General features: G+C 76.3%; 13 protein-coding genes and 1 pseudogene. 4 read left to right on the top strand and 10 right to left on the bottom strand.

The features are described 5' to 3' along the window. Positions 1-117 precede the first annotated feature (117 nt). The 4 genes from fxsT (ACVWNX_RS02845) to ACVWNX_RS02830 are packed head-to-tail and all read right to left on the bottom strand — an operon-like array spanning position 118 to position 7218. Positions 118-4215 carry an FxSxx-COOH system tetratricopeptide repeat protein gene (gene fxsT, locus ACVWNX_RS02845; protein WP_454412257.1) on the bottom strand — a complete coding sequence of 1366 codons (4098 nt, stop codon included), beginning with the start codon at positions 4213-4215 and terminating at the stop codon, positions 118-120. Beyond that, complete coding sequence (locus ACVWNX_RS02840; protein ID WP_454412256.1) at positions 4208-5527, bottom strand: TIR-like protein FxsC; 1320 nt, start codon at positions 5525-5527, stop codon at positions 4208-4210. The genes fxsT (ACVWNX_RS02845) and ACVWNX_RS02840 overlap by 8 nt, the downstream gene beginning before the upstream one ends. Positions 5528-5563: 36 nt before the next feature. Further along, positions 5564-6427 (bottom strand): macro domain-containing protein, encoded by an 864-nt coding sequence (locus ACVWNX_RS02835; RefSeq protein ID WP_454412255.1) that lies wholly within the window; start codon positions 6425-6427, stop codon positions 5564-5566. After that, the gene (locus ACVWNX_RS02830; RefSeq protein ID WP_454412254.1) at positions 6424-7218 is read right to left on the bottom strand and encodes a toll/interleukin-1 receptor domain-containing protein; all 795 of its coding nucleotides are present in this window, start codon (positions 7216-7218) and stop codon (positions 6424-6426) included. Before ACVWNX_RS02830 ends, ACVWNX_RS02835 begins: the two co-directional genes overlap by 4 nt. A 392-nt stretch (positions 7219-7610) precedes the next feature. Here ACVWNX_RS02830 and fxsT (ACVWNX_RS02825) point away from each other — a divergent pair. Next, positions 7611-11533: pseudogene (gene fxsT / locus ACVWNX_RS02825) on the top strand (FxSxx-COOH system tetratricopeptide repeat protein). 18 nt (positions 11534-11551) lie between these two features. On the opposite strand, the gene kdpB reads toward fxsT (ACVWNX_RS02825), so the two are convergent. Next, the gene (gene kdpB / locus ACVWNX_RS02820; protein ID WP_454412253.1) at positions 11552-13693 is read right to left on the bottom strand and encodes a potassium-transporting ATPase subunit KdpB; all 2142 of its coding nucleotides are present in this window, start codon (positions 13691-13693) and stop codon (positions 11552-11554) included. Between the two features lie 513 nt (positions 13694-14206). Further along, positions 14207-15436 (bottom strand): Gfo/Idh/MocA family protein, encoded by a 1230-nt coding sequence (locus tag ACVWNX_RS02815; RefSeq protein ID WP_454412252.1) that lies wholly within the window; start codon positions 15434-15436, stop codon positions 14207-14209. A 387-nt stretch (positions 15437-15823) separates the two neighbouring features. Between ACVWNX_RS02815 and ACVWNX_RS02810 the strand changes: the two genes are divergently transcribed. Next, positions 15824-17713, top strand: coding sequence for an ABC transporter ATP-binding protein (locus tag ACVWNX_RS02810; protein WP_454414609.1), 1890 nt, complete (start codon positions 15824-15826; stop codon positions 17711-17713). A 7-nt stretch (positions 17714-17720) separates the two neighbouring features. On the opposite strand, the gene ACVWNX_RS02805 is transcribed toward ACVWNX_RS02810, so the two are convergent. Both ACVWNX_RS02805 and ACVWNX_RS02800 read right to left on the bottom strand, forming a co-directional pair. Further along, positions 17721-18695: a class I SAM-dependent methyltransferase gene (locus ACVWNX_RS02805; protein WP_454412251.1), complete on the bottom strand. Its 975-nt coding sequence runs from the start codon at positions 18693-18695 to the stop codon at positions 17721-17723. Next, positions 18692-19741: a saccharopine dehydrogenase NADP-binding domain-containing protein gene (locus ACVWNX_RS02800; protein ID WP_454412250.1), complete on the bottom strand. Its 1050-nt coding sequence runs from the start codon at positions 19739-19741 to the stop codon at positions 18692-18694. The genes ACVWNX_RS02805 and ACVWNX_RS02800 overlap by 4 nt, the downstream gene beginning before the upstream one ends. A 140-nt stretch (positions 19742-19881) precedes the next feature. Here ACVWNX_RS02800 and ACVWNX_RS02795 point away from each other — a divergent pair, with 140 nt between their 5' ends. Next, entirely contained in the window at positions 19882-20514 is a 633-nt protein-coding gene (locus ACVWNX_RS02795; RefSeq protein WP_454412249.1) for a TetR/AcrR family transcriptional regulator, read from the top strand. 444 nt (positions 20515-20958) lie between these two features. Here ACVWNX_RS02795 and ACVWNX_RS02790 read toward each other — a convergent pair whose 3' ends face one another. Both ACVWNX_RS02790 and ACVWNX_RS02785 read right to left on the bottom strand, forming a co-directional pair. After that, entirely contained in the window at positions 20959-21852 is an 894-nt protein-coding gene (locus ACVWNX_RS02790; protein WP_454412248.1) for a hypothetical protein, read from the bottom strand. Position 21853: 1 nt separating this feature from the next. Beyond that, complete coding sequence (locus ACVWNX_RS02785; protein ID WP_454412247.1) at positions 21854-22270, bottom strand: hypothetical protein; 417 nt, start codon at positions 22268-22270, stop codon at positions 21854-21856. 118 nt (positions 22271-22388) lie between these two features. Here ACVWNX_RS02785 and ACVWNX_RS02780 point away from each other — a divergent pair, with 118 nt between their 5' ends. Beyond that, on the top strand, positions 22389-26708 hold the full coding sequence (locus ACVWNX_RS02780; protein WP_454412246.1) for a CHAT domain-containing protein: 4320 nt from the start codon (positions 22389-22391) through the stop codon (positions 26706-26708). Positions 26709-26786: the final 78 nt, after the last annotated feature.

Here is a 26786-nt window from a genome sequence, read left to right as displayed (position 1 = left end):
TCCCAGCCCCGCCTGTCGTACGTCCGTTCGTCGTCCGCACATGGTGCACCAACCGCCGTCCGGATCAAAGGAGTCGGGGAACCGGCGGTTCCCCGGGCGGCGGATCCGGCAGAAGGTTCAGGTGGGCAGCTGCGGTTCCAGGTCCCGGTCGATGCGCAGCCACCCGGCGGCCGCCCGGGACCAGGGGTGTCCGGCGCCCCACCGCCGGGTGGACTCGGCCAGCGCGCGGTCCCGCAGCCGTTCCGCCTCCGCCGTCGGCCCGCCGTCCAGGTCCCGCAGGGTGACCGCGAGGTTGACCGTCCCGGCCACGGTGTCCGGATGGGACGGCCCCGCCGTCTGGCTCAACTCCTCGACCAGTTCCCGACCCAGTTCCCTGGCCTGTCCCAGCTTTCCGAGATCGGCACGGGTGTTGGCGTGCGTGACCCGGGCGCACAGGGACAGCGGGTGGCCGGGGCCGACGGCGGACGCCAGTTCGCGCACGGTCGTCGCGGCCAGCCCGGCGGCCTCCTTGAAATCCTCGGTCGCGCGCAGCCGTACCACCAGGTTGTGGGCACAGCCCAGGGTCTCCGGGTGACGGTCCCCGCGCGAGCGGGCGAAGCGCTCCAGCAGCTCGCGGGTGCGGTCCCGGGTCTCCCGGGGGTTGCCGTCCGCCCCGGCGAGGAGCGCCGTCAGGGCCAGATCACAGGCGAGGGCGGCGGGGTCGGCGTCCGGTGGGCACGGGGCGTACCGTCCGCGCGCCGCCTTCGCCAGCTCCGCTGCCGTCCGGAACTCCCCTGTGTGCCACAGCGACATCGCCAGCCCCATCATCATCCGGGGAACGTCCGGTGAGGTTCCGTCACCGGAGGCGTCCAGCGCGGCCCTCAAGGTCTGGGCCGACCCCCGGAAGTCCCCGGCGTCCCGCAGGTCCCGGCCCAGGGCCAGGGCCGCCCGCAAGGTGGCCGGATGGGCCGGGCCCAGCAGCGCCGTGCGATGGGTGAGCGCGGCCCGGTTCCGCCGGGCGGCGGCGGCGCCGTCCCCGGTCAGCCGTAGCGAAAGGGCCAGCGCGTCGGCCGCCGCCAGCGACCGGGGGTGCTCCTCACCGAGTGACTCGGCGAACCCGGCGGAGGCCTCCTCGTCGGCCCTGAGCGCGGCCGGGAAGCCGCCCAGCGCCCGCAGGTCCTCCGCGAGTCCGCACAGGGTCGCCAGCAGATGCGGATGCCCGGCGGGCAGCAGCAGCCGCTGCCGCTCCAGGGTCGCCGCGTCGAGGCTGTGGGCGTCCCGGGGGCGGCCCAGCGTCCGCAGCACCGCGGCCAGCCGGGCGCGCAGCAGCAGGATCCGTCGCTCCACGACCGCCGCTTCGGTGTCCTCTGGGTTCCCGGGAGTCCCGGGGTCTTCAGGGCTCCGGGCGTCCCCGGCGACCGTGCCGGTCCCGGTACGGGCGGTCGTGGCGGGGCGGCTGCCCCGGGCGGGCGTCCGCGCCAGGTGCTCGGACCAGTGGACGTCGAAGGCACGGCCCAGCTCCAGCGCCCGTCCCGGCGCCCCTTGGCGTGCGATCCGCCGGACGCCCTCGACCAGGGCGGCCCGCACCTCGTCGTCGGTGTCGGCCGCTCCGGTGGACGGGGCGGTGGCCGCCCCGGTCGCCAGCAGATGCGTCCACAGGTCCTCGAACCCGCACCACTCGTCGGACGGCAGTCGACCCCCGGGCCCCGCGTCCGCGTCGTCGTCGGGACGGGGTGCCGCCGCGATCAGAGCCCGGCGCGCCTCCCGCCGGGCGGTCGCGAGAACCTCGTCCGGGTGGAGGTCCACGAGGGTGCTCCGCACCGCGGGCGGGATCCGCAGGCTCCGGGCCGTCCGGTCCACCTCGGCGAGCCCCAGTCGGCTCAGCTCCCGCACCACCCGCCCCAGCAGCAACGGCTCGCGCAGGGTCGGGTCGTACGCCCGGAGGACCTCCAGCACGCCGTCGCCGTACACGACCCGGTGGGGCACCGGGCGGCGGGCCATCACCGCGCACACCAGCAGCAGCCGCAGTGCCGCCGGGGAGTGCCGGGCCAGGTGCTCCACCGCGAACGCGGTGATCCGGTCCGGACGTTCCGGCAGCCCCCGGACGTAGGCCTCGCCCAGGGGACCGTCCCGCGCGCCCTCCGTCCGGGACAGCCAGGCCGCCGCCTGCGTCACCTCCAAGGGGCGGTCCCCGGCCAGCTCCGCGATCCGGTCGGCGTCCTCGAACCACAGCCCGGGTGCGCTCCGGCGCAGCAGTTCGACGGACTCGTCCCGTCCGAACGCGCCCACCACCAGCCGCTCATGGTGCCCGGACCACGGCTCCGGCTGCTCCCCGGAGGCCGGACGGGGGCGGACGAGGAGGTGCCCGGGGCCCGGCGCGGAACCGTCCGGCAGCAGGTCCGCCAGCCCGTCCGGCTCGTGGGCGTCGTCAAGGACCAGCAGCCAGCGGCCGATCGCCGGGTCGCCGTCCAACGCCTCCCGGGCCCGTGCGGCGGCGGCCTCCGGACCGTCCCCGCACGGCAGCCCCAGCCGCTCGGCGAGCAGGGCGAGCGCGGCGGCGGCCAGTTCACGGCTCGCGGCGGGCACCCACCACACCAGGTCGTAGTCCGCGCGGAACCGGTGACAGTACTCGACGGCCAGCTGGGTGCGCCCGGCGCCCGGACGGTCCGTGCCGGGCAGCAGCACCACCGTTCCGCTGACCCTCAGCGCGTCGTGCAGGGCGTCCAGCACGCGGTCGCGGCCGACGAACAGGGCGTGGCGGGGCGGTACGTGCCAGACCGCGGGCTCATGGCGGGGGAAACGGGGTGGCGGGGCCTCCCGTTCCTCCCGGCCTTCCCGGTCGGGGGCCGGGGGTTCCTCGGAGCCGAGGGCGCGCAGCAGTGCCTCCCGGGCCGCGTCCTCGTCGAGGACGGTCAGGTCGACGGATTCGTGGTGGCTGAACGGAGGTGACGGCGGCACCTGTTCGATCCGCAGCGGGATCAGCGCGGACGCCGGACCGGGGCCGTCCGGCCGGGGCGCGCCGACCGCCTCGTGAAGGGTCCGCGACTGGGGTGCCCGCAGGAACGAGGTGGACAGCAGGGCCAGCGTCCTGGGAGTGACGCCCGGTGCCGCCGTCGCCGGGTCGGCGGCGGCGTCGGCGAGGGACAGGACCCGGAAGCCCGCCCGGCGCAGCACCCAGCCGACCCAGTCCGCCCACATCCGGTCCTGCGGCACATGGGCGAGGACGACCGGCGCGGGCGCGGGGGGCCGTCGGCGGACGAACGCCTCCAGGGTCCGGCGGCGCACCTGCTCGTCGAGCGGCGGCAGCCGCCGCACCCGCCCCTCGGTGATCACGGAGGTGAGGCGTTCGAAGGAGGCGAGCAGACCCTGCGGCTGACCGGTCGGGTCCCGGAACACGGCGAGCGTCTCCTCGTAGGCGTACGCCGGGCGGTAGGGGATCTCGACGGCGGCCCAGTACGCGTCCGCCCCGGCCGGGGTGAGCCCCCGGGGGAAGCCCTCGAACGACGACCGGGTCAGGGCGCGGGCGGCCTCCAGCCGGTCGGCCCACCCGTGCTCCACCTCCACCCGGGTGGGAACCGGCAGGATCCGGAGGTCGCGGACCGAGTGACGGTCGATGTAACGGGTCATCTGGACGGCCCCGGCCAGGCTCTGGTCGGCCGGGGTGAAACAGTTGACCAGGACGTCCGGCAGTTCCATCGTGCACAGGGCGACCACATGGCCGATGCCCGACCGGCTGTCGATCAGGGCGTAGTCGTAGTGGCGGGCCATGTCCGCGCGCAGCGCCTCGACGAACGCCAGCCCGTCGAACCGGTGGGTGAACTCGGGCCAGTCGAACGACAGCAGATCGGTGACGTAGTCCTGGTCCTGGAGGCCCGCCGACACGAAGTCCAGCGAACCGCCGCCGGGGAACGCCCAGTCGAGGGAGACCGCGTGCGGACGCGTCCTGGCGTGCCAGCGGATCAGCTCGGTCCTCGGCCGCTCCCCCTCCCGGGCCACCGCCACGTAGTCGGTGAGCAGGTCGACGAGCCCGGACGTCGAGGAGAGCGTCGAGGGCGGCAGGAACGGATGGACGTACCGGTGCAGCCCGGGCGCCTCCAGGTCGCCGTCCACCATGAGCACCCGCAGCCCGTTGGAGGCGAGGATCCACGCGGTGTTGGCCAGCGCCATGGTGCGGCCGGTGCCGCCCTTGTACGAGTAGAAGGTGACGATCCGGCCGTCCCGGTCGCCGTCAGCCATCGACGCCCCCCGGGGCCGTGTCGTCCGGTGGCCGTTCCTCGTCGGCCGCGTCCGCCATGGCGGCGGCCGGGCGGGTGCCCGCGACATCCGTCACCGGCCCCCGGAGCCGGGGCCGGAAACCGCCCGGCCGGGCGGGCGGTCGGGCGGGCGAGTGCCGCAGGTACGACTGGGCCGCCGCCTGCACCACCATCGGCAGCAGCGCGCGGAACGCCTCCAGGGTGGGCACCCCGTGGATCGCGGCCCGCAGGGCCGCCCGGCCCTGCTGCATCACCCGGGGCAGCACCGCGACCAGCTCGGCCCGGCCGGGGGCGTCGGGCGTCCCGTTGTCGGGGTCGTCCGGGTTCCACGGGATGACCACGCTCACCCAGGGCGCGGCCTCCCGGTCGACCTGGCCCAGCAGCTCCCGGAACCGGTCGTCGCGCAGCGCCCACCGGTCGATGAGCAGCACGGTCGGCACGATCGGCGCGCCTGTTCCCACCAGGTCCTTCACCGCGGCCTCGAAGGGCACCTGGGTGACCCGGTAGTCCAGCGCGGCGGCCAGCTCCGCGGTGACGTCGCCGAGCGGACGGTCGGACTCCCCGGGGTACGGGTTCCAGTCGGACCCGCGCCCGCCGTAGGAGTCGGGGGAGCGCCGCACGGGCAGCCCCGAGCGGTCCGGGGCGGCCACCACCACCCGCAGCCGTCGTGCCCCCGAGGAGGTGTCGAAGGCGCTGGGCAGCAGCCGGTAGTCCACCGGTGGGCCGGTCGGCGGTGGGGCGTGGCGCGCGGCCCGCACGATGCTCCGGGCGAGCGCGGAGAGCGCCCGCTCGTAGGCGCCGCGCAGATAACTCAGCTTGACCAGCGCGTACAGTCCCTCGGCGGCGTACTCCTCCCCGTACTCCTGGTCGAGGTGCCGGACGTGACGTGCCGCCGGGGGGAGGGCCGCGTCCCGCACCGGCACCCACAGCAGGGGGACGATCGGCCGCTCCGGGGTGCCCGGCCCCGTCCGCCGCGCGAAGGCCGTCCACTCCCGGCCGCAGGTCGGGCTCGCGAAGTAGCGGGGTGAGTACACCGGGACGAACACCTGGCACTCCGCGAGCGCCCGGGAGATCCGCTCCGACCAGTCGTCGCCGGAGCGCGTCTCCCGGTCCATGAACCCCGGCGCGACCCCGTCCGGCAGGTCCGTCAGCGCCATGATCCGCCAGCACAGGTCCTGGTAGACCCGGGCGATCCACAGATCGGGGTCCGCGCTCCCCGGGGTGAACCTCGGGGTGTGCGCGTAGCTGAGGAAGAAGTACGGGCGGGCCTCGCGGTCGCCGGGAACGGACGGCACGCTCACCCCCCTTCCCGGCCCGTTCCCGGCCCGGACTCACAGACTGCGCAGGAACGCGTCCAGTTCGAGCATGTCCACCCGGTCGCGGTCCTTGGGATGGACCACGATCGTCAGGTTCTCGCACACCACGCCCTGTCGGGACCGCGCGACGAACGACAACAGGATCAATTTCACCAGCCCGCCGTGGTCCATGGTGTCGATCCGCGCCAGATCGGACCCCACCACCGGCATCGCGACGGCCTCCCGCCGCCCGCCGAGGTGCACCGCCGTCCACAGCCGCCCCAGGCTCCCCCACAGGGCGTCCACCCCGGAGCTGACCGTGTAGTCGTTCGACAGCCGCCCGTACGCGGTGCAGAAGTACCGCCGGGCCGGGCCGCCCAGCACGGCCACCGTGCCGATCGGGTACCGGTCGAGCTTGCCCAGGGGTTTCGCCGCCCGTTCCTCCCGCGCCGAGGGCTCCGCCCCGGCCAGCGCCGCCGTCAGCTCGGCGTCGAGCCGGGCCACCTCCCCGTCGTACACCCGGTGCAGCAACTGCCCCTGCACACTGCGCCGGGCCACCAGCACCTCGTCCGCGGTGTCGGTGTCGAACGCGTCGTTGAAGCCGATCACCAGATGGGCGTCCTGGTCGAAGAGGTCGCCGATCTCCAGGGCCACCGTGAAGTCCGGGTGCCGGAAGGCCCGTTCGATCCGGTCGCGGGGCCAGGAGACCGCCACCCCCGCCACCAGCGACACCAGGGCGATGGCCAGCAGGCTCCACCCCCGGGGCAGCGCGCTGTCCGGCCACAGGGCCAGGTACAGCTGCGCCGCCCCGGCCAGCGCCCCGAACGGGACGGCCGTGTTGCGGGCCAGCAGGGCGAGACCGTGCCGGGTACCGAACAGCGTCCGCGCGCCCCGGGTCACCGTCGGCGGTCGGGGGAGTCGGGGCCGTCCTCCCGGGGCTCCGCGCGGGGCGGGGACTCGGGGGACAGGAGCCGGGGCACCTGGTTCTCCGCCAGCAGCCGGAGCGAGGACGCCCCGGAGTCGTACAGGTCCCCGAACGGCACCCCCCTGCGGTCCGCCGCGTGGACCCCGGAGCGCAGCGCGCCCACCGCGCGTTCCAGATCGGTGATCCGGTTGACCTGCTCCCGGATCAGGACGAGCAACTCGTTGAGGACGGCCTCGGTGGGGGCGGCCGGTGCCGCCTCCACGGGCGCGGCGGCGCCCGCCGTCAGGTCGACCTCCTGGAGGGTCTGCTCCAGCTCGGGCCAGAGCCTCTGGAAGAGGTGCGTCACCGTCTGTTCGGCGGCGGCCGGTTCACAGCGCGCGTTGATCGCCCTGACCATCTCCAGCACGTCCGCAGGGGAGTTGGCGTTCACCGCCTGGAACTGCGCCAGCGGGCTGCCCACCAGCTCCGCGACGGTCACGCCCAGCAGGAACGGGATCACCTTCCCCTCGCTGACCTGACGGGACAGCGCCCCCGACTCGAAGTTGATCCACGGCGCGGTCAGATTGCCCGGCGTGACGCACACGACACCGAACGACGACCCCTCCAACTGCTCGGCGATTCGCTGGAGTCCACGGTCGCCCTTGCGGATGTCCGCCGACGACACGAACGGCTCGATCGCCGTGTTGAAGTACTTCAGCCAGTTGTGCAGCGCCTCCGCGCACACCCGCGACGGCTCCCCGGACCAGCTCAGAAACACCTTCGGCATCCGCTCCCCGTTCCCCTCGGTGCCCGGCGCCCGTCCTCGTGAAGGCGACCGGCACCGGAGTGGTGCCGGTGTGCTTCCCGGGGTCCGGCGCCGTCACACCTGTGCCGTCCGCCCGTTCCGGCGGACCGTCAACCGGATCCCGCCCCGGCCGGGCCGGACCGCCATCCCCGCCGTCACCACGGCTGACGTCCGGGCCGCCGCCCGCCGCGCCGGGCCATCGGATCACCCGTCCGCACCTCCTCCACCATCCGTCCCACCCGCCCCGCGCTCACCGGACGGCGGCCACCGAAACCCGTCAACTCCCGTGCGCGGACGGTTAACCTGGGACGCCCAGGGCGACAGCGGGTGTTCCGGGCCGGGACGGACCGCGCGGTGACACAGCGGGGGCAGCGATGAGCGAGGGCCCGAACGGCCGGATCGTCACGTTCTACTCGTACAAGGGCGGCACCGGCCGGACCATGGCGCTGGCCAACACCGCGTGGATCCTCGCCGCCAACGGCCACCGGGTGCTCACCGTCGACTGGGACCTGGAGGCACCCGGACTCCACCGCTTCTTCCACCCCTTCCTCGCCCCTGGCGTCATCGGCTCCACCACCGGGGTCATCGACCTGATCACCGACTACGCGTGGGCCGTCACCGGCCCCGGGCCGTCCACCGACCCCGACCCGGTCGCCACCCACGCCCGGGTCCGCCCGCACGCCGTCTCCCTCGACTGGGCCTTCCCCGGCGGAGGTTGCCTCGACTTCGTGTCGGCGGGACGGCAGAACCGCGATTACTCCGCCACGGTCGGCACCTTCGACTGGGACGACTTCTACGACCGGCTGGGCGGCGGCCCCTTCTTCGACGCCCTGCGCGACGACATGAAACGCCACTACGACTACGTCCTGCTGGACAGCCGCACCGGTCTCAGCGACATCGCCGACATCTGCACCGTCCACCTCCCGACGTCCTGGTGGACTGCTTCACCCTCAGCGACCAGAGCATCGACGGCGCCTCCGCCATCGCCCGCCAGATCGATGAGCGCTACGCCTCCCGGGGCATCCGCATCCTGCCCGTCCCGATGCGGGTGGACGAGGGCGAGAAGGAGAAGGCCGACGCCGGACGGGCCCTCGCCCGGGCCCGCTTCGAGGGTTTCCCCGACGGCCTCACGGGAGAGGAACTCACCTCCTACTGGGGCAGCGTGGAGATCCCCTACCGGCCCTACTACGCCTACGAGGAGATCCTCGCCGCCTTCGGTGACCAGCCGGGGGTGGCCTCCTCCCTGCTCGGCGCCTTCGAACGGCTCACCACCGTCATCACCGACGGCCGGATCACCCGGCTGCCCCCGCTCGACGAGGACCGACGGCTGCGTGTCCTCGACGCCTTCACCCGTCGCCGTCCCGCGCCGCGCTCCGACGTCCGGCTGTTGTGCGCGCCCCAGGACCGGATGTGGGCCGAGTGGGCCGAAGCCCTGCTGAGCCGCGCGGGGTTCCTGGTGCGGCGGTACGACGGCACCGCCCCCGAGGCGGAGCCCGACCCGCTCGCCGCCGACCGCGGCGTCCAGACCGTCGTCATCCTCTCCGAGGCGTACGTCCGCTCGATCAGCGGCCGGGCGACCCGGGAGGGCTCCCTCTCCGCCGAACTGGGCGGCGGCAGAAGGAACCTGGTGCTCCGGGTCGGCGAGGTCCGTCTCCCCGGCTTCCCCATTCCCTACGCCCTGGACATCGCCCGGCTCGACGAACACACCGCGGGCGCGGCGCTGCTGCGCGCCCTCGACCGGGGCCACCGGACCGGCACCGAGGTCACGGCCGGGCTGCGCTTCCCCGGCGCGGTGCCCCGGATGTGGAACGCCCCGCCGCGCAACGCCGGATTCACCGGCCGCGACCGGCTGATGGACTGGTTGCGCGACCGGCTCGGCTTCGGTGGCCGGATCACCCTCACCGGTCTCGGCGGCGTGGGCAAGACCCAGATCGCCCTGGAGTACGTCCACCGGTTCATGTCCGACTACGACCTGGTCTGGTGGATCGAGGCCGAACAGCCCGAGCAGGTCGTCACCGGTCTCGCCGACCTGGCCGTCCGGCTCGGCCTCCCGGTCACCGCCGATCTGAACGAGGCCGCCCGCTCCGCGCTGGACGCGCTCGGCCGGGGCGAGCCGTCCCCCCGCTGGCTGCTGGTCTTCGACAACGCCGATGACCCGGCCCTGCTGCGCGGTCTGTCCCTCAGCGGCGGGCACGTCCTGGTCACCGCCCGCGACCGCACCTGGGCCGACTACGGGGACACCCTGGAAGCCGATGTGTTCCTGCGGGAGGAGAGCGTCGAACACCTGCTGCGGCGGGCCCCCGGACTGGAGCCCGCCGACGCCCAGCGGGTCGCCAACGCGGTGGGGGACCTGCCGCTCGCGGTGGAACAGGCCGCCGCCTGGCTCGCGGAGACCGCCACCCCGGTCCACCTCTACCTGGAGCAGCTCACCGAGGAGGCCGCCCGCCCCCTCGCACTCAACCAGCCGCCGGACTACCCCGCACCCGTCGCCGCCACCTGGAACGTCTCCATCGTCCGGCTCCGCGAGCGCTCCCCGGCGGCGGTCCGGCTGCTCCAGCTCTGTGCCTTCCTGGGCCCCGAACCGATCGCCACCTCCCTGCTCTACAGCGAGGGGATGACCGCCGCGCTGCTGCCGTACGACCCCGCGCTCAGCGAACGGCTGGTGCTCGGCCGGATCGTCCGCGACCTCGGCCGCTTCGCCCTCGCCAAGCTGGACCAGCACTCCAGCGCCTTCCAGGTGCACCGTCTCGTCCAGTCCGTGGTCCGCTCCCAACTCGACCCCGAAGAGCAGCGGGAGACCCGGCACACCGTCCACGGCGTCCTCGCCGCCGCCCGGCCGCCCGGCGACGAACCGGTCGACGACCCCGACACCTGGCCCTGGTTCGCCGTGCTCTGGCCCCATCTGGAACCCTCCGAGGCCGCGGACTGCGCCGACCCCGCCACCCGGGCGCTCCTCGTGGACCGCGTCCGCTATCTGTGGCGGCGGGGGGACCCCGGCTCCGCGCTCGCCCTCGCCCGGGAACTCGGGGACCGCTGGCTCACCCGGTTCGGCGCGCACGACCCGCCCTCGCTGCGGCTGCGCCACACCGTGGCCGCCGTGCTGCGCGCCCAAGGTGACCACCACGGCGCCCTCCGCGCGGACGAGGAGACCCTCGCCCTGCGCCGCGCCGCCCCCGGCCCGGGCGACCCCGACGCCCCGCTCACCCTGGGCGCGCTCGCGGAGGACCTCGTCCTGCTCGGCCGCTACGGGCGGGCGCTGGACCGGTCCGCCGAGGCCTACCGGACGCTCCTTGAGGCCCACGGAGCCGATCACCCCCGCACCTTGACCGCGGCCGAGGGGCACGCCCGGACGCTGCGCTGCGCCGGGCGGTACCGCGAGGCCCTGGAACTGGACCGGGCCACGCACGACACCCGCGCCCGGTCGCTCGGCCCCGACCATCCGCTCACCCTCGCCTCGGCCTCGGCCGAGGCGCGCGGACTGCGGGAGACGGACCGTGCCCCCGAGTCCGTCACCCGTCTCACCGGGCTCCACGAGGCGCACGTCCAGCGGCTGGGCGAGGACCACCCCGTCACCCTGGCCGTCGCCTCCAGCCTCGCGGTGTCCCTGCGCCGGGCGGGCCGCGCCCAGGAGTCCCTGCGGATCGCTCTGCGGACCCATGAGCACCACCGCGCCGAGGTCGCGCCCGGCGCGGCCCCGGCGCCGAGTGGGGGACCGCCGCCCACCGGCGGTACGGCCGACGCCCTCGCCGCCGCGCTGCACCTGGCCGTCGCCCGGACCGGCACCGACCCCGTGAGCGGCCTGGCACTGGCCGTCGGGACGCACGAGGAGTACCGCGCGCTGCTCGGCGCGGAGCACCCGGTGTCCCTCACCGCCCTGTGCGCCGTCGTCTGGGCCCGGTACGCGGCGGGCGTGCCCGGTGCGACGCCGCTGGCCTCGACCGCCCACCGGGGCCTGCTCGACGCCCTCGGCGAGGAGCATCCGCACGTCTGGCTGAGCGCCGGACTGTACGGTGCCGTCCTGGCGCGCGACGGATCCCTCCCCGAGGCCGAACGCTACGAGCGCCGGGCGGTGACCGGGCTCACCAGGGTCCTGGGCCCGGACCACTCGCTGACCCTGGCGCACCGGCTCAACCTGTCGGTCACCCTCGAGGCCAAGGGCTGGACGACGGCGGCGGCCGCCCTGCGCGCGGTGGCCGAGGCCGGGCTGACCGCCCGCCTCGGCGCCGGCCACCCCGTCACCGAACGGGCCGCCCGGGGCGAGCGGGTCAACTCCTATCTGGAGCCCCCGCCGTGGTGAGCGCCGGGCGGCACCGTCTCAGCCGAGGCCCGGGACGGCGGAGACGAGCAGGTCGATCAGCTTGATGCCGACGAAGGGCAGCACGAGTCCGCCGAGCCCGTACACCGCGAGGTTGCGGCGCAGCAGGTCGTGGGCGGAGGCGGGCCGGTAGCGGACGCCGCGCAGCGCGAGCGGGATCAGGGCCACGATGATCAGGGCGTTGAAGATGATGGCCGAGGTGATCGCGGACGTGGGGCTGTGCAGGCCCATGACGTTCAGCGTTTCGAGCCCGGGGTGGGCGGCGGTGAACATGGCGGGAATGATCGCGAAGTACTTGGCGACGTCGTTGGTGATCGAGAAGGTGGTGAGGGCGCCCCGGGTGATGAGGAGCTGTTTGCCGATCTCCACGATCTCGATGAGCTTGGTGGGGTCGGAGTCCAGGTCGACCATGTTCCCGGCCTCCTTGGCGGCGGAGGTGCCGGTGTTCATGGCGACGCCCACGTCGGCCTGGGCCAGCGCCGGGGCGTCGTTGGTGCCGTCGCCGGTCATCGCGACGAGTTTGCCGCCCTCCTGTTCCCGCCGGATGAGGGCGAGCTTGTCCTCGGGCGTCGCTTCCGCCAGGTAGTCGTCGACCCCCGCCTCCTGCGCGATGGCGCGCGCGGTCAGCGGGTTGTCGCCGGTGACCATCACCGTGCGGATGCCCATCCGGCGCAGCTCCGCGAAGCGTTCCCGCACGCCCTCCTTCACCACGTCCTTGAGGTAGACGATCCCGAGCGCGTAGGGGGCGTTGCCGTCGTGGACGGCGACCAGCAGCGGGGTGCCGCCCGCCGCGGAGATCCGGTCGCTCCAGGTCCGCGCCTCCTCGGGCACCGTGCCGCCGTACCGCTCGACCCAGGCGACGACCTGGGCGGTCGCCCCCTTGCGGACGTGGTGGGAGCCGTCCGGGCCGCGCAGGTCGACGCCGCTCATCCGGGTCAGCGCGCTGAACCTCAGGAAGCGGGCTCCCGCCAGTTCGTCTCCGGACGGGGCCCGCAGTCCGTACCGCTCCCCGGCCAGGGCCGCCACCGACCGGCCCTCGGGCGTCTCGTCGGCCAGGGAGGCCAACTGCGCGGCGGTCACCAGCCGGGCCTCCTCCACGCCCGGCAGCGGAACGAAGTCGACGGCCTTCCGGTTGCCGAGGGTGATCGTTCCCGTCTTGTCCAGGAGCAGGGTGCCGATGTCGCCCGCCGCCTCGACCGCCCGTCCGGACATGGCGAGGACGTTGCGCCGGACGAGCCGGTCCATGCCCGCGATGCCGATCGCCGAGAGCAGCGCGCCGATCGTGGTCGGGATCAGGGTGACGAGCAGGGCGACCAGGACGGTGGTGGAGGGGGCGGCACCCGCGTGCGAGGCCATCGGCTGGATGGTGACGACCACCAGGACGAAGACGACGGTGAGCGCGGCGAGCAGGATGTGCAGCGCGGTCTCGTTGGGCGTCCGCTGCCGGGAGGCGCCCTCGACCAGGGCGATCATCCGGTCCAGGAAGGAGCGGCCGGGACGTGAGGTGACCCGGACGACGAGGTGGTCGGAGAGCACGGTGGTTCCGCCGGTCACCCCCGTGCGGTCGCCGCCCGCCTCCCGGATGACCGGTGCGGACTCCCCGGTGACGGCGGACTCGTCGACGGCGGCGACCCCGTCGACGACCTCTCCGTCGGCGGGGATCGGCTCGCCCGCCGCGACGAGCACGAAGTCGAAGGGCTTGAGGTCGGAGGCGGGGACCAGCTCCCGCTCGGTGTCGTGCGGGTTCGTCCCGTACCGCCAGTGGCGGATGCGCAGTGCCGTCATGTCCGTCCGCGCCCTGCGCAGCGACTCCGCCTGCGCTTTGCCCCGGCCCTCCGCCACCGCCTCGGCGAGGTTGGCGAAGATCACCGTCAGCCAGAGCCAGCCGCTGATCACCCAGGTGAACACGGAGGGCTCGAAGAGCGCCGACAGCGTGGTGAGGGCCGATCCCGTGCCCACCACGAACAGCACCGGGTTGCGCGCCAGCGCCCGGGGGCGCAGCTTCCGCAGGGCCTCCGGGAGGCACCTCACGAGCTGTACCGGTTCGAGCGATCCGCCCCGGGGGGAACGATGGCCCGCCGGGGTGCGGGGCGGGGTGGCGGGAACGGTCGCGGGGGTCTGCTGGGGTGCGCGGGAGTGCATCGCGGATGACCTTCTGCTGGGCCGGGTCGCCCGATCGGTGTCGGCCGGGGGAGTCGGGCGGGCGTCCCCGTGACTTCCGGGCGCGGGGGCGCCGTCAGCGCGGCGGAGTCCCCGCGGCGCGGTGGGCGACCGGGGAAAAACTAGGCCCCCACGGACCCCGGACCGGTACCGGCGGAGGCGAATTGACGCCTCCCTGACGGGCGTCGCGCTCCACCGTCAAGACTTCGGCAAAAGGTGCTGAGGGGGCGTCAGGATCGGGTCAAGAAGCCTCCTGGCCCCGACTGGTGTGCCCGGACCGTCAGCGGGTGCCGGGTCGCGGCCGTTGCCCGGTGTCCCACCGGGCGGTCAGCGGCTTCACGTTCCGCACACGGACGAGCGGGACGGACGGCCACGGGCCCTCGCGGTCACGGTCCGGTCCCGGAGGCGCCGTCCCGTCTCCCGGCCGGAACGCTTGACGACGGGTGCGCGGGGGCCGGGAGCCGACCGGCCGGGCTCCGCGGTCGGGTGCCGGGTCTACGGGGCCCGGGTGCCGTCCAGGCGGACGGGTCGACCCGTGCGGGCGGAGCGGGCGGCGGCCGTCGCCAGCCGTACCGCCGCCACCCCGTCCCGGGCGCTCACCCGGGGCGGCGGACCGCCCGCCAGGGCCACCGCGAACTCCCGCAACTGGGTGAGGTACGGGCTCTCCGCCGACGGCCCGTCCGGTTCCGGTGACGTCTCCCCGGAGCCGTCCGGCGTTCCGGAGTCGTGCTCCAGCACGCCTCCCGGGCCGGTGATCCGGAAGCCCGTGCGGAACGGCAGGTCAGGGTGTCCCCAGAGGGCGTGCACCCGGCTGACCGCCCCCGAGGCGTGGGTCAGCACCGCCGTGCCCTCCATCAGGGGGCCGTCCGGCGCGGTGGCCGGACGTTCGGTGAGCCCGGCGCTGACCTCGGTCACCTCGCCCGCCACCAGCCGGGCGAAGTCCAGGTCGTGGATCATCAGGTCCATCAGCACGCCGCCGGAGCGCTCGGGGTCCGCGAACCAGGGGGCCCACGCGGGAAAGGCGCCGCCCCGGGTGAAACGGAGCGAGGCCGGGGTGCCGACGTCCCCCCGTGCCACCGCTTCGGCCGCCGCCGCGTAGGCGGGGAAGTACCGCACCACGTGCGCCGGGAACAGCGGGACCCCCGCGTCCTCGGCGGCCCGGGCGACCTCCTCCGCGTCCTCGGCGGTCAGGGCCAGTGGCTTCTCGCACACCACGGGACGTCCGGCGCGGATCGCTGCCAGCGCCAGCGGACGGTGAGCGGGCGTCGGGGCGCAGACGTCCACCACCGCGCACCGCGCCAGCAGGTCGTCCAGGTCCCGGGCCGTGGTGACCCCCGCGTCCCGGTGGCGGTCGGCCAGCGCGGCGGCCCCGCCCCCGGCGGACAGCACCACGACGCGGGCGCCCAGCGCGAGCCAGCCCGGCAGATGGGCGCGGGCCATCGCCCCCGCGCCGAGCAGCCCGACGACGAGCCCCCGCGCCACCTCCGCGTCCGTGGCCCGCACGTCCGCCGCCTCCGCGCCCGTCGTCTTCCGGTCCGCAGTCTTCCGGTCCGTCGCCCGCACGTCCGCCGTCCTCGCGTCGGCCGCCCGGGTCTCCCTGATCCCGCTGCCGCCGCTCTCCGCGTCCGGCACCCGGGTCCCCGTGGTCCCGTCCGTCCCGGCTCGCGCGCTCCGCCCGTCCGTCGCTTCCGCGTCGGTCCGTTCCGCGTCGGTCCGTTCCGCCATGCCCGCTCCCTCGTTCCGTGCCGGGCACGCACCCGGCGCCCGTCCGCTTCCCCTCAGCACCGGCCGTCCCGTTTCCCTCCGGGCCCGGCCCGGCCCGGCCGCGTGGGCCGACCCGGCCCGACCGGCCCGACCGGCCCGACCGGCCCGACCGGTCCGACCGGTCCGTTCCGTCCGCTGGTGCCCGGGACGTCCTGGACGTCCTGGACTCTCGCACAGTCGCCTTCCCCGAGGAACCCCGGCGTCCGGCGGTGCTCCGGGCGTCGACGGCCGGGGTGGGCAACCTCCCTTCCCCGGGCCGCCGCTGACGGTCCGGAACCAGCGGGAAGGCTTCTCGTGCCACGGCTTGACCTCAACATTGATCGAGGTTCTAACGTCTCCGGTATGACCATGGAAATCACCGCCTGGACCCAGATCAACAGCCTCACCCACGCCCGTCGGGGCTCCGTCAGCCGGGCCACCCTGCGCCGCGTCGGCACCTTCGCCCGCCCCCACCGGGCGACGATCGTCCGCTTCCTCCTCCTCACCGTCGTCACCTCGCTGCTCGCCGTGGCCACCCCGCTGCTCGCCGGACGGGTCGTGGACGCCGTGGTGAGCGGCGGGCCACCGGGCACGGTGGTCCGGATCGCCCTGCTGATCGCCGTGATCGCCGTCGCCGAGGCCGGGCTGGGACTGCTGGAACGCGGACTGTCCTCACGTCTCGGCGAGGACCTCATCCTGGATCTGCGCCGGGCGGTCTTCGACCATGTGCAGCGCATGCCCGTCGCCTTCTTCACCCGCACCCGCACCGGTGCCCTCGTCAGCCGTCTCAACAACGACGTCATCGGCGCCCAACGCGCCTTCAGCAGCACCCTGTCCGGAGTCGTCGGCCATCTGGTGACCCTGCTGTTCAGCCTCACCGTGATGCTCACCCTCTCCTGGGAGATCACCCTCCTCGCCCTGGTGCTGCTGCCCGTCTTCGTCCTCCCCGCCCGCCGCGCGGGCGCCCGGATGGCCGGGCTCCAGCGGGAGGCGACCCAGCTCAACGCGGCCATGGCCACCCGGATGACCGAACGGTTCTCCGCGCCCGGCGCCACCCTGGTCAAGCTCTTCGGACGGCCCGCCGAGGAGTCCGCCGAGTTCGCCGTCCGCGCCGCCCGGGTCCGGGACATCGGGGTGCGCACCGCGATGGCCCAGTACACCTTCATGACGGCCCTGACCCTCGTCTCCGCCCTCGCGCTCGCCCTGGTCTACGGACTCGGCGGCTGGTTCGCCCTGCGCGGGGCCCTGGAGCCCGGCGCGGTCGTCGCCCTCGCCCTGCTGCTGACCCGGCTGTACGCCCCGCTCACCGCGCTCGCCGGGGCCCGGGTCGAGGTGATGAGCGCGCTGGTCAGCTTCGAGCGGGTCTTCGAGGTGCTGGACCTGGAGCCGCTGATCGCGGAGCGGCCGGACGCCCGCGAGACCCCGGACGGACCGGTGTCCGTCGAGTTCACCGACGTCCGCTTCGGCTACCCGGCCGCCGACCGGGTCTCCCTCGCCTCGCTGGAGGAGGTCGCCGCGCTCGACGTCCGGGAGGGCGGCGAGGTCCTCAAGGGGCTGTCGTTCCGCGCCGAACCGGGTCAGACCGTCGCCCTCGTCGGCTCCTCCGGAGCGGGCAAGTCGACGATCGCCTCCCTGCTGCCGCGCCTCTACGACCCGGACTCCGGCACCGTGCGGGTCGGCGGCGTCGACGTCCGCGACCTGTCCACCGACGCGCTGCGCGCCACCGTCGGGATGGTCACCCAGGACGGCCACCTCTTCCACGAGTCGGTGCGGGCCAACCTGCTGCTCGCCCGCCCCGGGGCCACCGAGGCCGAACTGTGGGACGCCCTGCGCCGGGCCCGCCTCGACGGCCTGGTCCGCTCGCTCGCCGACGGCCTCGACACCGTCGTCGGGGAACGCGGCTACCGGCTGTCGGGCGGCGAGCGCCAGCGCATGACGATCGCCCGGCTGCTGCTGGCCCGTCAGCGCGTCGTCATCCTGGACGAGGCCACCGCCCACCTCGACAACACCTCCGAGGCCGCCGTGCAGGAGGCCCTCGCCGAGGCGCTGGCCGACCGGACCGCCGTCGTCATCGCCCACCGGCTGTCGACCGTGCGGACGGCCGACCAGATCCTGGTGGTGGAGGACGGCCGGATCGTCGAGCGCGGCACCCACGCCGGACTCCTCGCGGCGGACGGCCGGTACGCGCGGCTCTACCGCACCCAGTTCGCCGCCGGGGAGGAGGCGCTGTCCGGGGCGGGCGTCCCGGACCGGACGTGACGGCGGCTCAGCCCGCCCGGACCCGGCCGAGGACCAGCAGATAGGGCACGTCCATCACCAGCCGTCCGTCCACCGCGCGGTTCTCCCCGGCGAACAGGTCCGTCAGGGAGGACCGCGCGGCGTCCCAGCGCCCCGCCGCCTCCAGCGCGGCGCGGTAGGTCCGCAGCGGGCCGGGCTTGCGGGCGAACACCCGGACCGCCTCGTCGACGGACGGGTACTCCACCCGGACCTCGCGCACCACGGTCTCCACCGTCACCGGGAGCGGGGCGAACCAGCGGCGCACCCGCTCCGGTTCGCCCCAGCGGGTGGGGGCCGTCACGGCGGGCGGGGGCACCGGCAGCCGGCTCGTGACGGTCGGCGCGATCCGGCCCAGCGCCCCGTCGGGGGTCCAGGAGGCCACCGCCAGCAGTCCGCCCGGCCCGCAGACCCGCACCAGTTCGGCGGCGGCCCGCCACGGGTCCGGCGCGAACATCACCCCGAACGTGGACAGCGCCACGTCGAACGAGGCCCGGGGGAAGGGCAGGGCCCCCGCGTCCCCCACGACGAACCGGGTCCGCCCGGCGACCCCCGCCCCGGCCGCCCGCTCCCGGGCGGTCCGCAGCAGGTCCGCCGCCCGGTCCAGGCCCACCACCCGGGCGCCCGCCCGGGCCGCCGCCAGCGCGGCGGGCCCCGACCCGGTGCCCACGTCCAGCACCCTCGGCGCCGGTCCGTCCGGTCCGCCGGGTCCGCCGGGTCCGCCCGGGTGGTGAGACCAGCTGGGTTCGTAGCGCCAGCCCGGTTCGTCCAGCCCGTCCAGCCTGTCTGACCTGCCCGGTCCGTTCAGGCCCTCCGGTCCTTCCGGTCCTTCCGCTCCCCGGCTGAGGCCGCCGAGACGGCCGAGGCGGGCGAGCGCGATCCGGGTCACCTCGTCCGCCGCGTGCGCCCAGGCGTCCCCCGCCGCCGCGTATCCGTCGGGTCCGCCGCCCGACCAGTCGGCGCTCACCGGGTCCGCCCCCCGGTCCCCGCCAGCTTCCGGACCGTCAGTCCGTCGGCCGCCAGCCGGGTCGGCAGGCAGGCCAGTTCGGTCACCTCGTCCAGATGGCGCACCCCCGGCTCCGGCCCGTCGAGCAGCAGGTGCCGCGTGGTGTGGGCGGCGACCAGCGCGGTGAACCGGCTCTGGCGGCGCCCGGTGACCGCGTACGCGGTGTGCCGTCCGTCCCCGTGGGCGTCGACCCGTACGGCGAAGGCGTCGCCGCCTAGGTGCACCCGGCCGAACAGCCCGGTCAGCAGCCGTCCCGGTCCCGGCCGGGCCGCGGCCCGCAGCGCCCCGGTGGCCCGCAGCCCGAACAGCAGCGCCGTCAGCGTCCGGGAGTCCAGGCACAGCCGGGTCGTCACCCGGGGCACGCCGAGGGTGCGGGGCAGGGTGTGCTGGTCGGAGAAGGGGAAGGGGTGCGCCGTCCTGGTCCCGTGGCCGGGCAGTGAGACCCGCAGCCGCTGTCCGGCGACGGGCGCGGCGAGCCCCGCCACGGTCCAGCGCACCGCGTCGGCGCCGTGCCGTTCCCCGGAGCCCAGCAGGACGGTCACCTCGATCCGCCGGGCGCCGCCCACGTCCTCGTGGGCCCACCGGGCGAGGAGGTTGGTCAGCCCGGGGGCGACCCCGACGCTGAGGACCGCGCTGGCGCCGGTGCGGACCGCCGTGCCGTGCAGCGCGGCGGTCGCGTCCAGCAGCGCCCCGCTCGCCCCGACGTCGACCAGGTGGACGCCCCGCTCCAGACACACCCGGGCGATCGTCCCGTCCGGCGGCTCCACGCACAGCACCACCGCCGTGACGTCCCCGAGCCGGTCGAGGACCGCCGCGAAGCCGTCCGGATCGGTCACGTCCACCCGGACGCCGCCGAGCCGCCGGGCCCGTTCCGCGTCCCGGCCGCCGGGCACCACCCGGCCCGGGAACCACTGTCCGAGGGCGTCCGTCACCTCCGCGCCCACCGCGCCGTAGCCGCCCACGACCAGGACGCGGCCGGGGTCGGAACCCGTATTCGCTGTAGTCATGCTCCAGTGAACCACACTGTAGTGCCACTACAGTGAAATCGTGGTGGCGATCACCTGGGCCGGGACGGGGACCCGGAGGTGGAGTACCGTTCCGCCGATGTGCCGGACCGCCGCACCGCGCCCCCGAGGAGCCCCCGCCCGTGACCGCAGCAGCACCTCTCACCCGCGCCGAGAAGGCCCGCCGCACCCGGCTCCGGATGCTCGAAGCCGCCACCGCCCTGTTCACCGAACGCGGCTGGACGGGCACCACCGTCGAGGGCGTCGCCCGCGCGGCCGGGGTCGGCGTCCAGACCGTCTACTTCACCTTCGGCACCAAGCGGACCCTGCTGAAGGAGGTCCTCGACACCGCCGTCGCCGGGGACGCCGACCCTTCGGCCACCCTCGACCGGCCCTGGGCCCGTGAGGTCCTCGCCGCCCCCGACCCCGCCGACCAGCTCGCCCGGCAGGCCGCCGGGGCCCGCCGGGTGCTGCGCCGGGCCGCCCCCGTCCTGGAGGTGGTCCGCACCGCCGCCGCCTCGGACACCGAACTCGCCGAGCTGTGGCGGGACACCGAGGAGCGGCGGCGCGCCGTCCAACTGCGGTTCGCCCAGGCCCTGGTGACGAAGACCGGCGGGGCGCTGCGGGACGGCCACGACGCCGGATCCGCCGCCGACGTCGCGTTCGCCGTGCTCGGCCCCGAGACCTACGGACTGCTGGTCGGTGCCCGGGGCTGGTCCCCGGCCCGCTGGGAGCGCTGGGCCGCCGACGCGCTGGTCCGGCAGCTCCTGCCCTGAGGTCCGGTGCCCGCCGGGCCCGGCTCGTCCGGGGCTCCAGGAACCCCGTGCCGTACGAGGTCCCGTCCCCGTCGGGCCCTGGCGCCGCACCCCGGCTCTCCCGGACACCGGCCCGCACCCCGGCTCTCCCGGCACCCCGGCTCTCCCGGCACCCCGGCTCTCCCGGCACCCCGGCTCTTCCGGCACCCCGGCTCTCCCGGCACCCCGGCTCTCCCGGCACCCCGGCTCTTCCGGCCCCCTCCGTGCGGCACCGGGCGGTACCTCGGGGTGTCCGTCCCTGACGTCGGGGGTCCGTCCCCCGGCCTCCGGAGTCCGTCCCCCGCCTCCGGAACCCCGTTCTCCGGCGACGAGGTTCCGTCCCCGCCGCCTCCGGCGCGTGCCCCGGACGCGCTCCCGGACCGTCCGCCGCGCGTCACCGGGCGGCGGACGGCGCCGCCGCCCGGCTCAGTCGCCCTTGCGGAACACCTCCGACAGCCGGTCGCCGGACTCGTGCCCCAGTGGCCCGGGGGCCCGCTCCGGCTCCGCCGCCTCGACGCCCACCCGGACCGCGAGGCCACGGGCGTGGACGTCCACCGCCGCCTCCACCAGTTGGGCCAGCGCCTCCACCGAGTCCCGCGCCCGCAGCCGGGCGACCAGCGCGCAGCCCACGGCCACCACCAGGGCGGGCCACCACCACCGCGCCACCACCAGGTAGCCGAGGGCCCAGGCCGCCAGCCGGGCCGCCGACGCCACCGAGGCGCGGGCCGACTCGATCTGACGCTGCGCGGGTTCGTCCAGCACCAGCCACAACCGGGGCCACAGCGATGCCAGATCGACGCCGTAGGCCGCGTACACCCGTTCCCCGGCGGCCTGGAGGCGGTCGCCGTACCAGGTGGGACGGCTCGGGGGCACCAGCCCGGTCCGGTCCCGCGCCAGGGTGAGCCGGACGATCTCCCGCTCCGGGACGGCCGGGTCGCGGATGGCCTCGACCCGCCGCCGGTCCGCCCGTGCGTAACGCTCCGCCCGCCGCCGCGCCAGCGCCCGCGAGGGCGCCAGCCGCGCCTCCCGGAACCAGTACCGCTCGACGCCCGCGCCGAGGAACTGCGCGGTCATCGAGAGGGCGGAGGACATCAGCAGCACCAGCGCCACCACCAGCGCGGCCGTCCCGCCCCGGTCCAGGGCGGGCCGTCCGGCGAGGGAGTCGAGGGCGGTCCGCAGCCGGTCGAGGTCGTACCAGTGGGCGTGACCGAGCGTCACCCCGGCGGCCAGTACCCCGAGGAACAGGGCGCCGGGCAGCACCAGCAGGTTCAGCCAGCGCTCGGTGAGCTTGCCGCCGAGCGTCGCGAGCAGCGGGTTCACGTCAGGACTCCCGCCGGAGCCGCTCCTTGCGCATCCGCGTCCCCGTGACCGCGCACACCGGCGCGGGCCACAGGTCCCGGGCCGGTTCCCGGCGCGGACACGGTCGTTCACCCGGGCACAGCGCCACCTTGACCAGCGGACGCATCCCGGGCAGCGCCGCCCCCGACGGCCGGGCGTCCAGGACGCCCCGCGAGCGACCGAGCAGCCCCCGGGCGTCCCCCGCCCCGCGCAACGCCTCGTCGAGCGCGCGCAGCGCCTCGTCCACCCGTACCGGATCCCCGCCCGCGGCGAGCAGCGAACGGGCGTGCTCCGCGCTCCGGGTCACCTCCCGGTCCCACCCGGCGTCCGGCTCCGCCAGCAGCAGGCACAGCGCCGCGACCGATTCCGCGCGCCGCCGCTCCCCGTCCGTTGCCGTCATGATCCTGATTCTGCCCCATGGCGGACGGCGACGGGGAAGGATCCAAGGGGCGGGGCGGGCCCGTGCGTTCGGGCGCGGGGAGCCCGAGGGGCCGGGACGGAAGGGCGGAGGCGGCGTGATGGAACGGGACCACCGGTTGCGGGCGGTCGAGGAACGACTGGCACGGGCCCGACGGGACGGCGACCCCGGCGGACTCTTCGGACCGGAGGCGGACGCCGAACTGGGCGCCCTGCTACGGGCCTGCGACCTCACCACCGACCTGGCCGCGCGCCGGGCCGCGGGCTGGCTGTACTGGTTCCGGTGCGCCGCGCTCGGCGAGGGCCGGGGCGTACGGGAGGGCAGTTGCGCGGGCACCCTGCTCTTCCCCGTCTGGGCCGTCGACCCGGCGGCCGTCCCGGACGAGCTGGCGGCCGGGTTCGCCGGGCTCCCGGCCGGACGGCGTCCCGCTCCCGGGGCGGCGGACGGCCCCGTCGAATGGGCCCTGGTCTGCGAGTCCTCCGTGGCCGCCGTCCAACTCCCGCGCGGAGTGCCCGGAGCGCCCGACGCGCTGACCGCGCTCGCCGACCACGTCCGGGCCACGGCGGGCCTCGACCTGGAACAACTGCTGTGGACGGGGGCCGCCTCCGGGACCCTCGCGGTCCTCGCCACCCCGCCCGACGACCCCGCCCGCCCGGCCAGGCTGGACGTCCTCGCCGCCGCGCTGGCCGCCCTGGGCCGGATCGGCGCCCCGGCCGGGACCCTGGACGAGGCGGTGCGCACCGGCCGCCGCGCGGTCAAGGCCAGCCGCCCCGACGACCCGCTGCGCCCGGTCCGGCTCAACAACCACGGGCTCACCCTCGTCCAGCGCTACGAGGCCGCCTCCGATCCGGAGGACCTGGCCGAGGCCGTCGGCATCGCCCGGGACGTCCTGGACGGGACCGGGCCGGACCACCCCGACCACGCCCGGTACGCGAGCAGCCTCGCCCATGCGCTGGCCCTGGACGCCGAACGGGAGGGCGGGGCGGCCGACGGCTACGACGAGGCGGTGGAGCTGATGCGCCGGGCGGTGCCCGGCGATCCCAACGGCCGCGCGGCCGCCCTGCTGAACCTGGGCACCGTCCTGTTCCAGCGGTACCGCCGCACCGATCGCGCGGCCGATCTGGAGGAGGCCGCCGCCGTGCTGACCGAGGCCCGGTCGGACCCGTCGGCGGACGCGGGGCTGCGCGCCCGGACCGAAGAGACGCTCACCGCGGTGCTGCGCGCGCGACGGGCCCGCACCGGCCGCCACCCCGCCGAGCCCCCGAGCCCGAGCCCGAGCCCGGGACCGCCCGCCCGACCCGGCCGGGCCTCCGGATTCCGTCCGGCTTCGGGCTTCCGTCCGGCCGCCGAACCGGGTCCGGTCACCCGTCCGGGCCCGGCCACCACCGGGGAGCCCGCTCCCGCCCGGGGTCCGGCGCACGCCCCGGGCCCGGCCACCCACTCGGATCCGACCGCCCACCCGGGTCCGACCGCCCACCCGGGTCCGGCCGCCCACTCGGGTCCGACCGCCCGCCCGGGTCCTGCCGTCCACTCGGGTCCGGTCCCCGCCCCGGGTCCGGCCGCCCACCCGGGTCCGGTCACTGACCCGGGTCCGTCCGCCGGTCCGGGTGGTCCGGGTCCGGCCGCCGACCTCCGTTCCGCCCCCGTCCCCGCCCCCGGTCCCGCCGACGCCTCCGGGGACGCCGTCCGCGAGACCGGGGACACGGCCCACCGGACCGGGGCGACGGCTCATCGGCCCGGGGGCGAGCCCGAGCCCGCCGCCCGCACCGCCGCCCGGCTGATCGCCACCGCTCTGGAGCTGCGCGCCCGCCACGACGGGGGCACCGCGGGCCCCGAGGCGCTGCGGGAGGCGGTCGCCCGGCTGCGGGAAGCCGTCGCGCTGCTGCCGGAGGGCCACCTCCGGCGCCCCGCCGCCCTCCACGACCTGGGCGGCACCCTGGTCTCGGCCCGTCAGACGGGCGTCGGCCCGGTGGACCTGGACGAGGCGGTCGCCGTTCTGCGCGAGGCCGTCCGGCGCACCCCCGACGGCCACGGCGAACTCGGCGGACGGCTGACCACCCTGAGCGGGGCGCTGACCCTGCGCTACCGGGCGACGCACGACTCCGGTGACTTGCGGGAGTCCCTGCGCCACCGCCGCCGGGCCGCCGCCCTGCCCGGTCTGCCCGTGGCCCAGCGGGCCGCCGCCCTCGTCGCCTCCGGCTCGGCGGTGCTGGACCTCGCCGAGCGCGTCCCGGACCCGGAGCCGCTCCACGAGGCGGCCGACCAGATCAGGGCGGGGGTGGCCCTCACCCCCGCCACCGACCCCAAGCTGCCCGGACGGCGGACCAACCTGGCGCTCGTCCTCCTCGTCGGCTTCCAGCTCACCGGCGCCCGCGCCCTCCTGCGGGAGGCCCGTTCCCTCATGGACGCGGTCCTCGCGGACCTTCCGCCGGGCAGCCCCCAGCGGAGCGGCGCCCTGATGACCGCCGCGACCGTCCGGCTCGCGGGGGAGCGGACGGGCCGCTCGACCGCCACCCGTCGCGCCGCGGTCGCCCTGATGCGCGAGGCCGTGCGCGGCACCCCGCACGGACACCCCCGGCGGGCCGGACGGCTGTCGGTCCTCGGCTCCACGCTGCTGCTGCTCCACGAACGCACCCGGGCCGCCTCCGATCTGACGGAGGCGGCGGACGCCCTGCGCGCCGGGGCACTCGACCCGCACGGCGCCCCGCCCACCCGGGTGGACGCGGCCCGGGGCTGGGGCCGCGCCCTGCTCGCGCTCGGCCGCCCCGACCTCGCCCTGGAGGGCTTCACCACCGCGGTGGACCTGCTGCCCTCGGTCTCCCCCCGCCATCTGGTCCGCGACGACCAGGAGTTCGGGCTCGGCCGGTTCGTCGGACTCGGCGCGGAGGCCGCCGACTGCGCGGTGCGCCGGGGCGACCCCTCGCTCGCGGTCCGGCTGCTGGAACAGGCGCGCGGGGTGCTGCTCGCCCAGGCGTTCGACGCGGACAGCGATCTGACGGAACTGGCGGCGCGCTCACCCGGACTGGCCGAACGCTTCGTCCGGCTCAGGGACCGCGTCGACGCGCTCACCGACGAGAACCGCCCGGAGCCCGACGACCCCGTGACCCCGGAACCCGCCAGGTCCGCCCGCCCCGCCGGGTCCACCGGGTCCGCCGGGTCCACCGCGTCCGCCGGGTCCACGGAGCCCGCCGCGTCCGCCGCCGAGCAGCGCGCCCGGGCCGCCGCCGAGTGGGAGGCGCTGACCGCCCGCATCCGCGCCGAGCACCCCGGACTGCGGCTGTTCCGGCCGGTGCGCGAGTGGGACGGGACCGAACTGCGGGCCACCGCCGACCAGGGTCCCGTGGTCCTGCTGTACCTCCCGCCCCCGGACGGCGTGCCCGTCACGGACCCGACCGGGGGCGCGCTGCTCCTGACCGCCGACGGCGTGCACGCCCTGCCGCTGCCCGGGCTCACCGCCCGGGCGACCGCCGCCCGCGCGGCCCGGTTCCAGGAGGCGCTGGCCGTCCTCGCGGACCCCGGCGCCCCGCGCGCCCGGGCGCTGACCGCCCAGGCCGGGGTGCGGGACACCCTGGACTGGCTCTGGACGACGGTCACCGGACCCGTCCTCGACCGGCTGGGAGCGGCCGGAACGCCGTCCCAGGAAGGGGAGCCGCCGAGGGTCTGGTGGTCGCCCGGCGGCGCGCTCGGCGCCCTGCCGCTGCACGCGGCGGCCCCCGGCGGCACCGGGCCGGGCGCCCTCGACCGGGTGGTGTCCTCCTACACCCCCACCCTCCGGGCGCTGCGCCACGCCCGCGCCCGGGTGCGCGGGGGCCCGGCGGAGGGCCGCCCGCTGATCGTGTCCGTGCCCGGGGCCGAAGGGCTGCCCCCGCTGCCCGGGGCCCACGAGGAGGCCCGGCGGCTGGCGGAACTGCTGGGGGACGCCACCGTCCTGGACGGCGCCGCCGCCACGACCGCCGCCGTCCGGCGCCTGCTGGCGGACCATCCGTACGCGCACTTCGCCTGTCACGCCGTCAGCGATCCGTCGCACCCCTCGCTGACCCGGCTGGCACTGCACGGCCCGGCCGCCGCCGCGCCCACCGTCCGGGACCTGGCCCGGCTGCGGCTGCCGCGCGCCCGGCTCGCCTATCTGTCGGCCTGCGACACCCTGCGCACCAGCCCCGCGCTGGCCGACGAGTCGGTGCACGTGGTCAGCGCCTTCCAGATGGCGGGCTTCCCGCACGTCGTCGGCTCCCTGTGGAGCGTGGACGACACCGTCGGCGCGCGGGTCGCCCAGGCGGTGTACGCGCGGCTCACCGCCGCCGGGGGACCACCGGCCGTCCAGGACACGGCCCGCGCCCTGCACCAGGCGGTCCGCGCCCTGCGCGACGACTATCCGCGCACGCCCAGCCTCTGGGCCTGCCAGGTCCACGCGGGACCCTGAGGACCGGCCCCGGTCCGCCCGGTCGCCGGGTTCGGCCCCCGGCGAACGCCCGTCCCCGCGCCGGGGGTTCCCGGGTAC

The sequence above is a fragment of the Streptomyces sp. JNUCC 64 genome, from assembly GCF_054484115.1.
Note: the sequence above shows the minus strand (reverse complement) of the source record. Positions and strands in the feature narration are given on the sequence as shown.

What these genes read in the sequence shown, in the direction of transcription:
- fxsT (WP_454412257.1), bottom strand. Translation starts at nt 4,215, where the DNA reads ATGGCTGACGGCGACCGGGACGGCCGGATCGTCACCTTCTACTCGTAC.
- ACVWNX_RS02830 (WP_454412254.1), bottom strand. Translation starts at nt 7,218, where the DNA reads ATGCCGAAGGTGTTTCTGAGCTGGTCCGGGGAGCCGTCGCGGGTGTGC.
- kdpB (WP_454412253.1), bottom strand. Translation starts at nt 13,693, where the DNA reads ATGCACTCCCGCGCACCCCAGCAGACCCCCGCGACCGTTCCCGCCACC.
- ACVWNX_RS02815 (WP_454412252.1), bottom strand. Translation starts at nt 15,436, where the DNA reads ATGGCGGAACGGACCGACGCGGAACGGACCGACGCGGAAGCGACGGAC.
- ACVWNX_RS02810 (WP_454414609.1), top strand. Translation starts at nt 15,824, where the DNA reads ATGGAAATCACCGCCTGGACCCAGATCAACAGCCTCACCCACGCCCGT.
- ACVWNX_RS02800 (WP_454412250.1), bottom strand. Translation starts at nt 19,741, where the DNA reads ATGACTACAGCGAATACGGGTTCCGACCCCGGCCGCGTCCTGGTCGTG.
- ACVWNX_RS02785 (WP_454412247.1), bottom strand. Translation starts at nt 22,270, where the DNA reads ATGACGGCAACGGACGGGGAGCGGCGGCGCGCGGAATCGGTCGCGGCG.
- ACVWNX_RS02780 (WP_454412246.1), top strand. Translation starts at nt 22,389, where the DNA reads ATGGAACGGGACCACCGGTTGCGGGCGGTCGAGGAACGACTGGCACGG.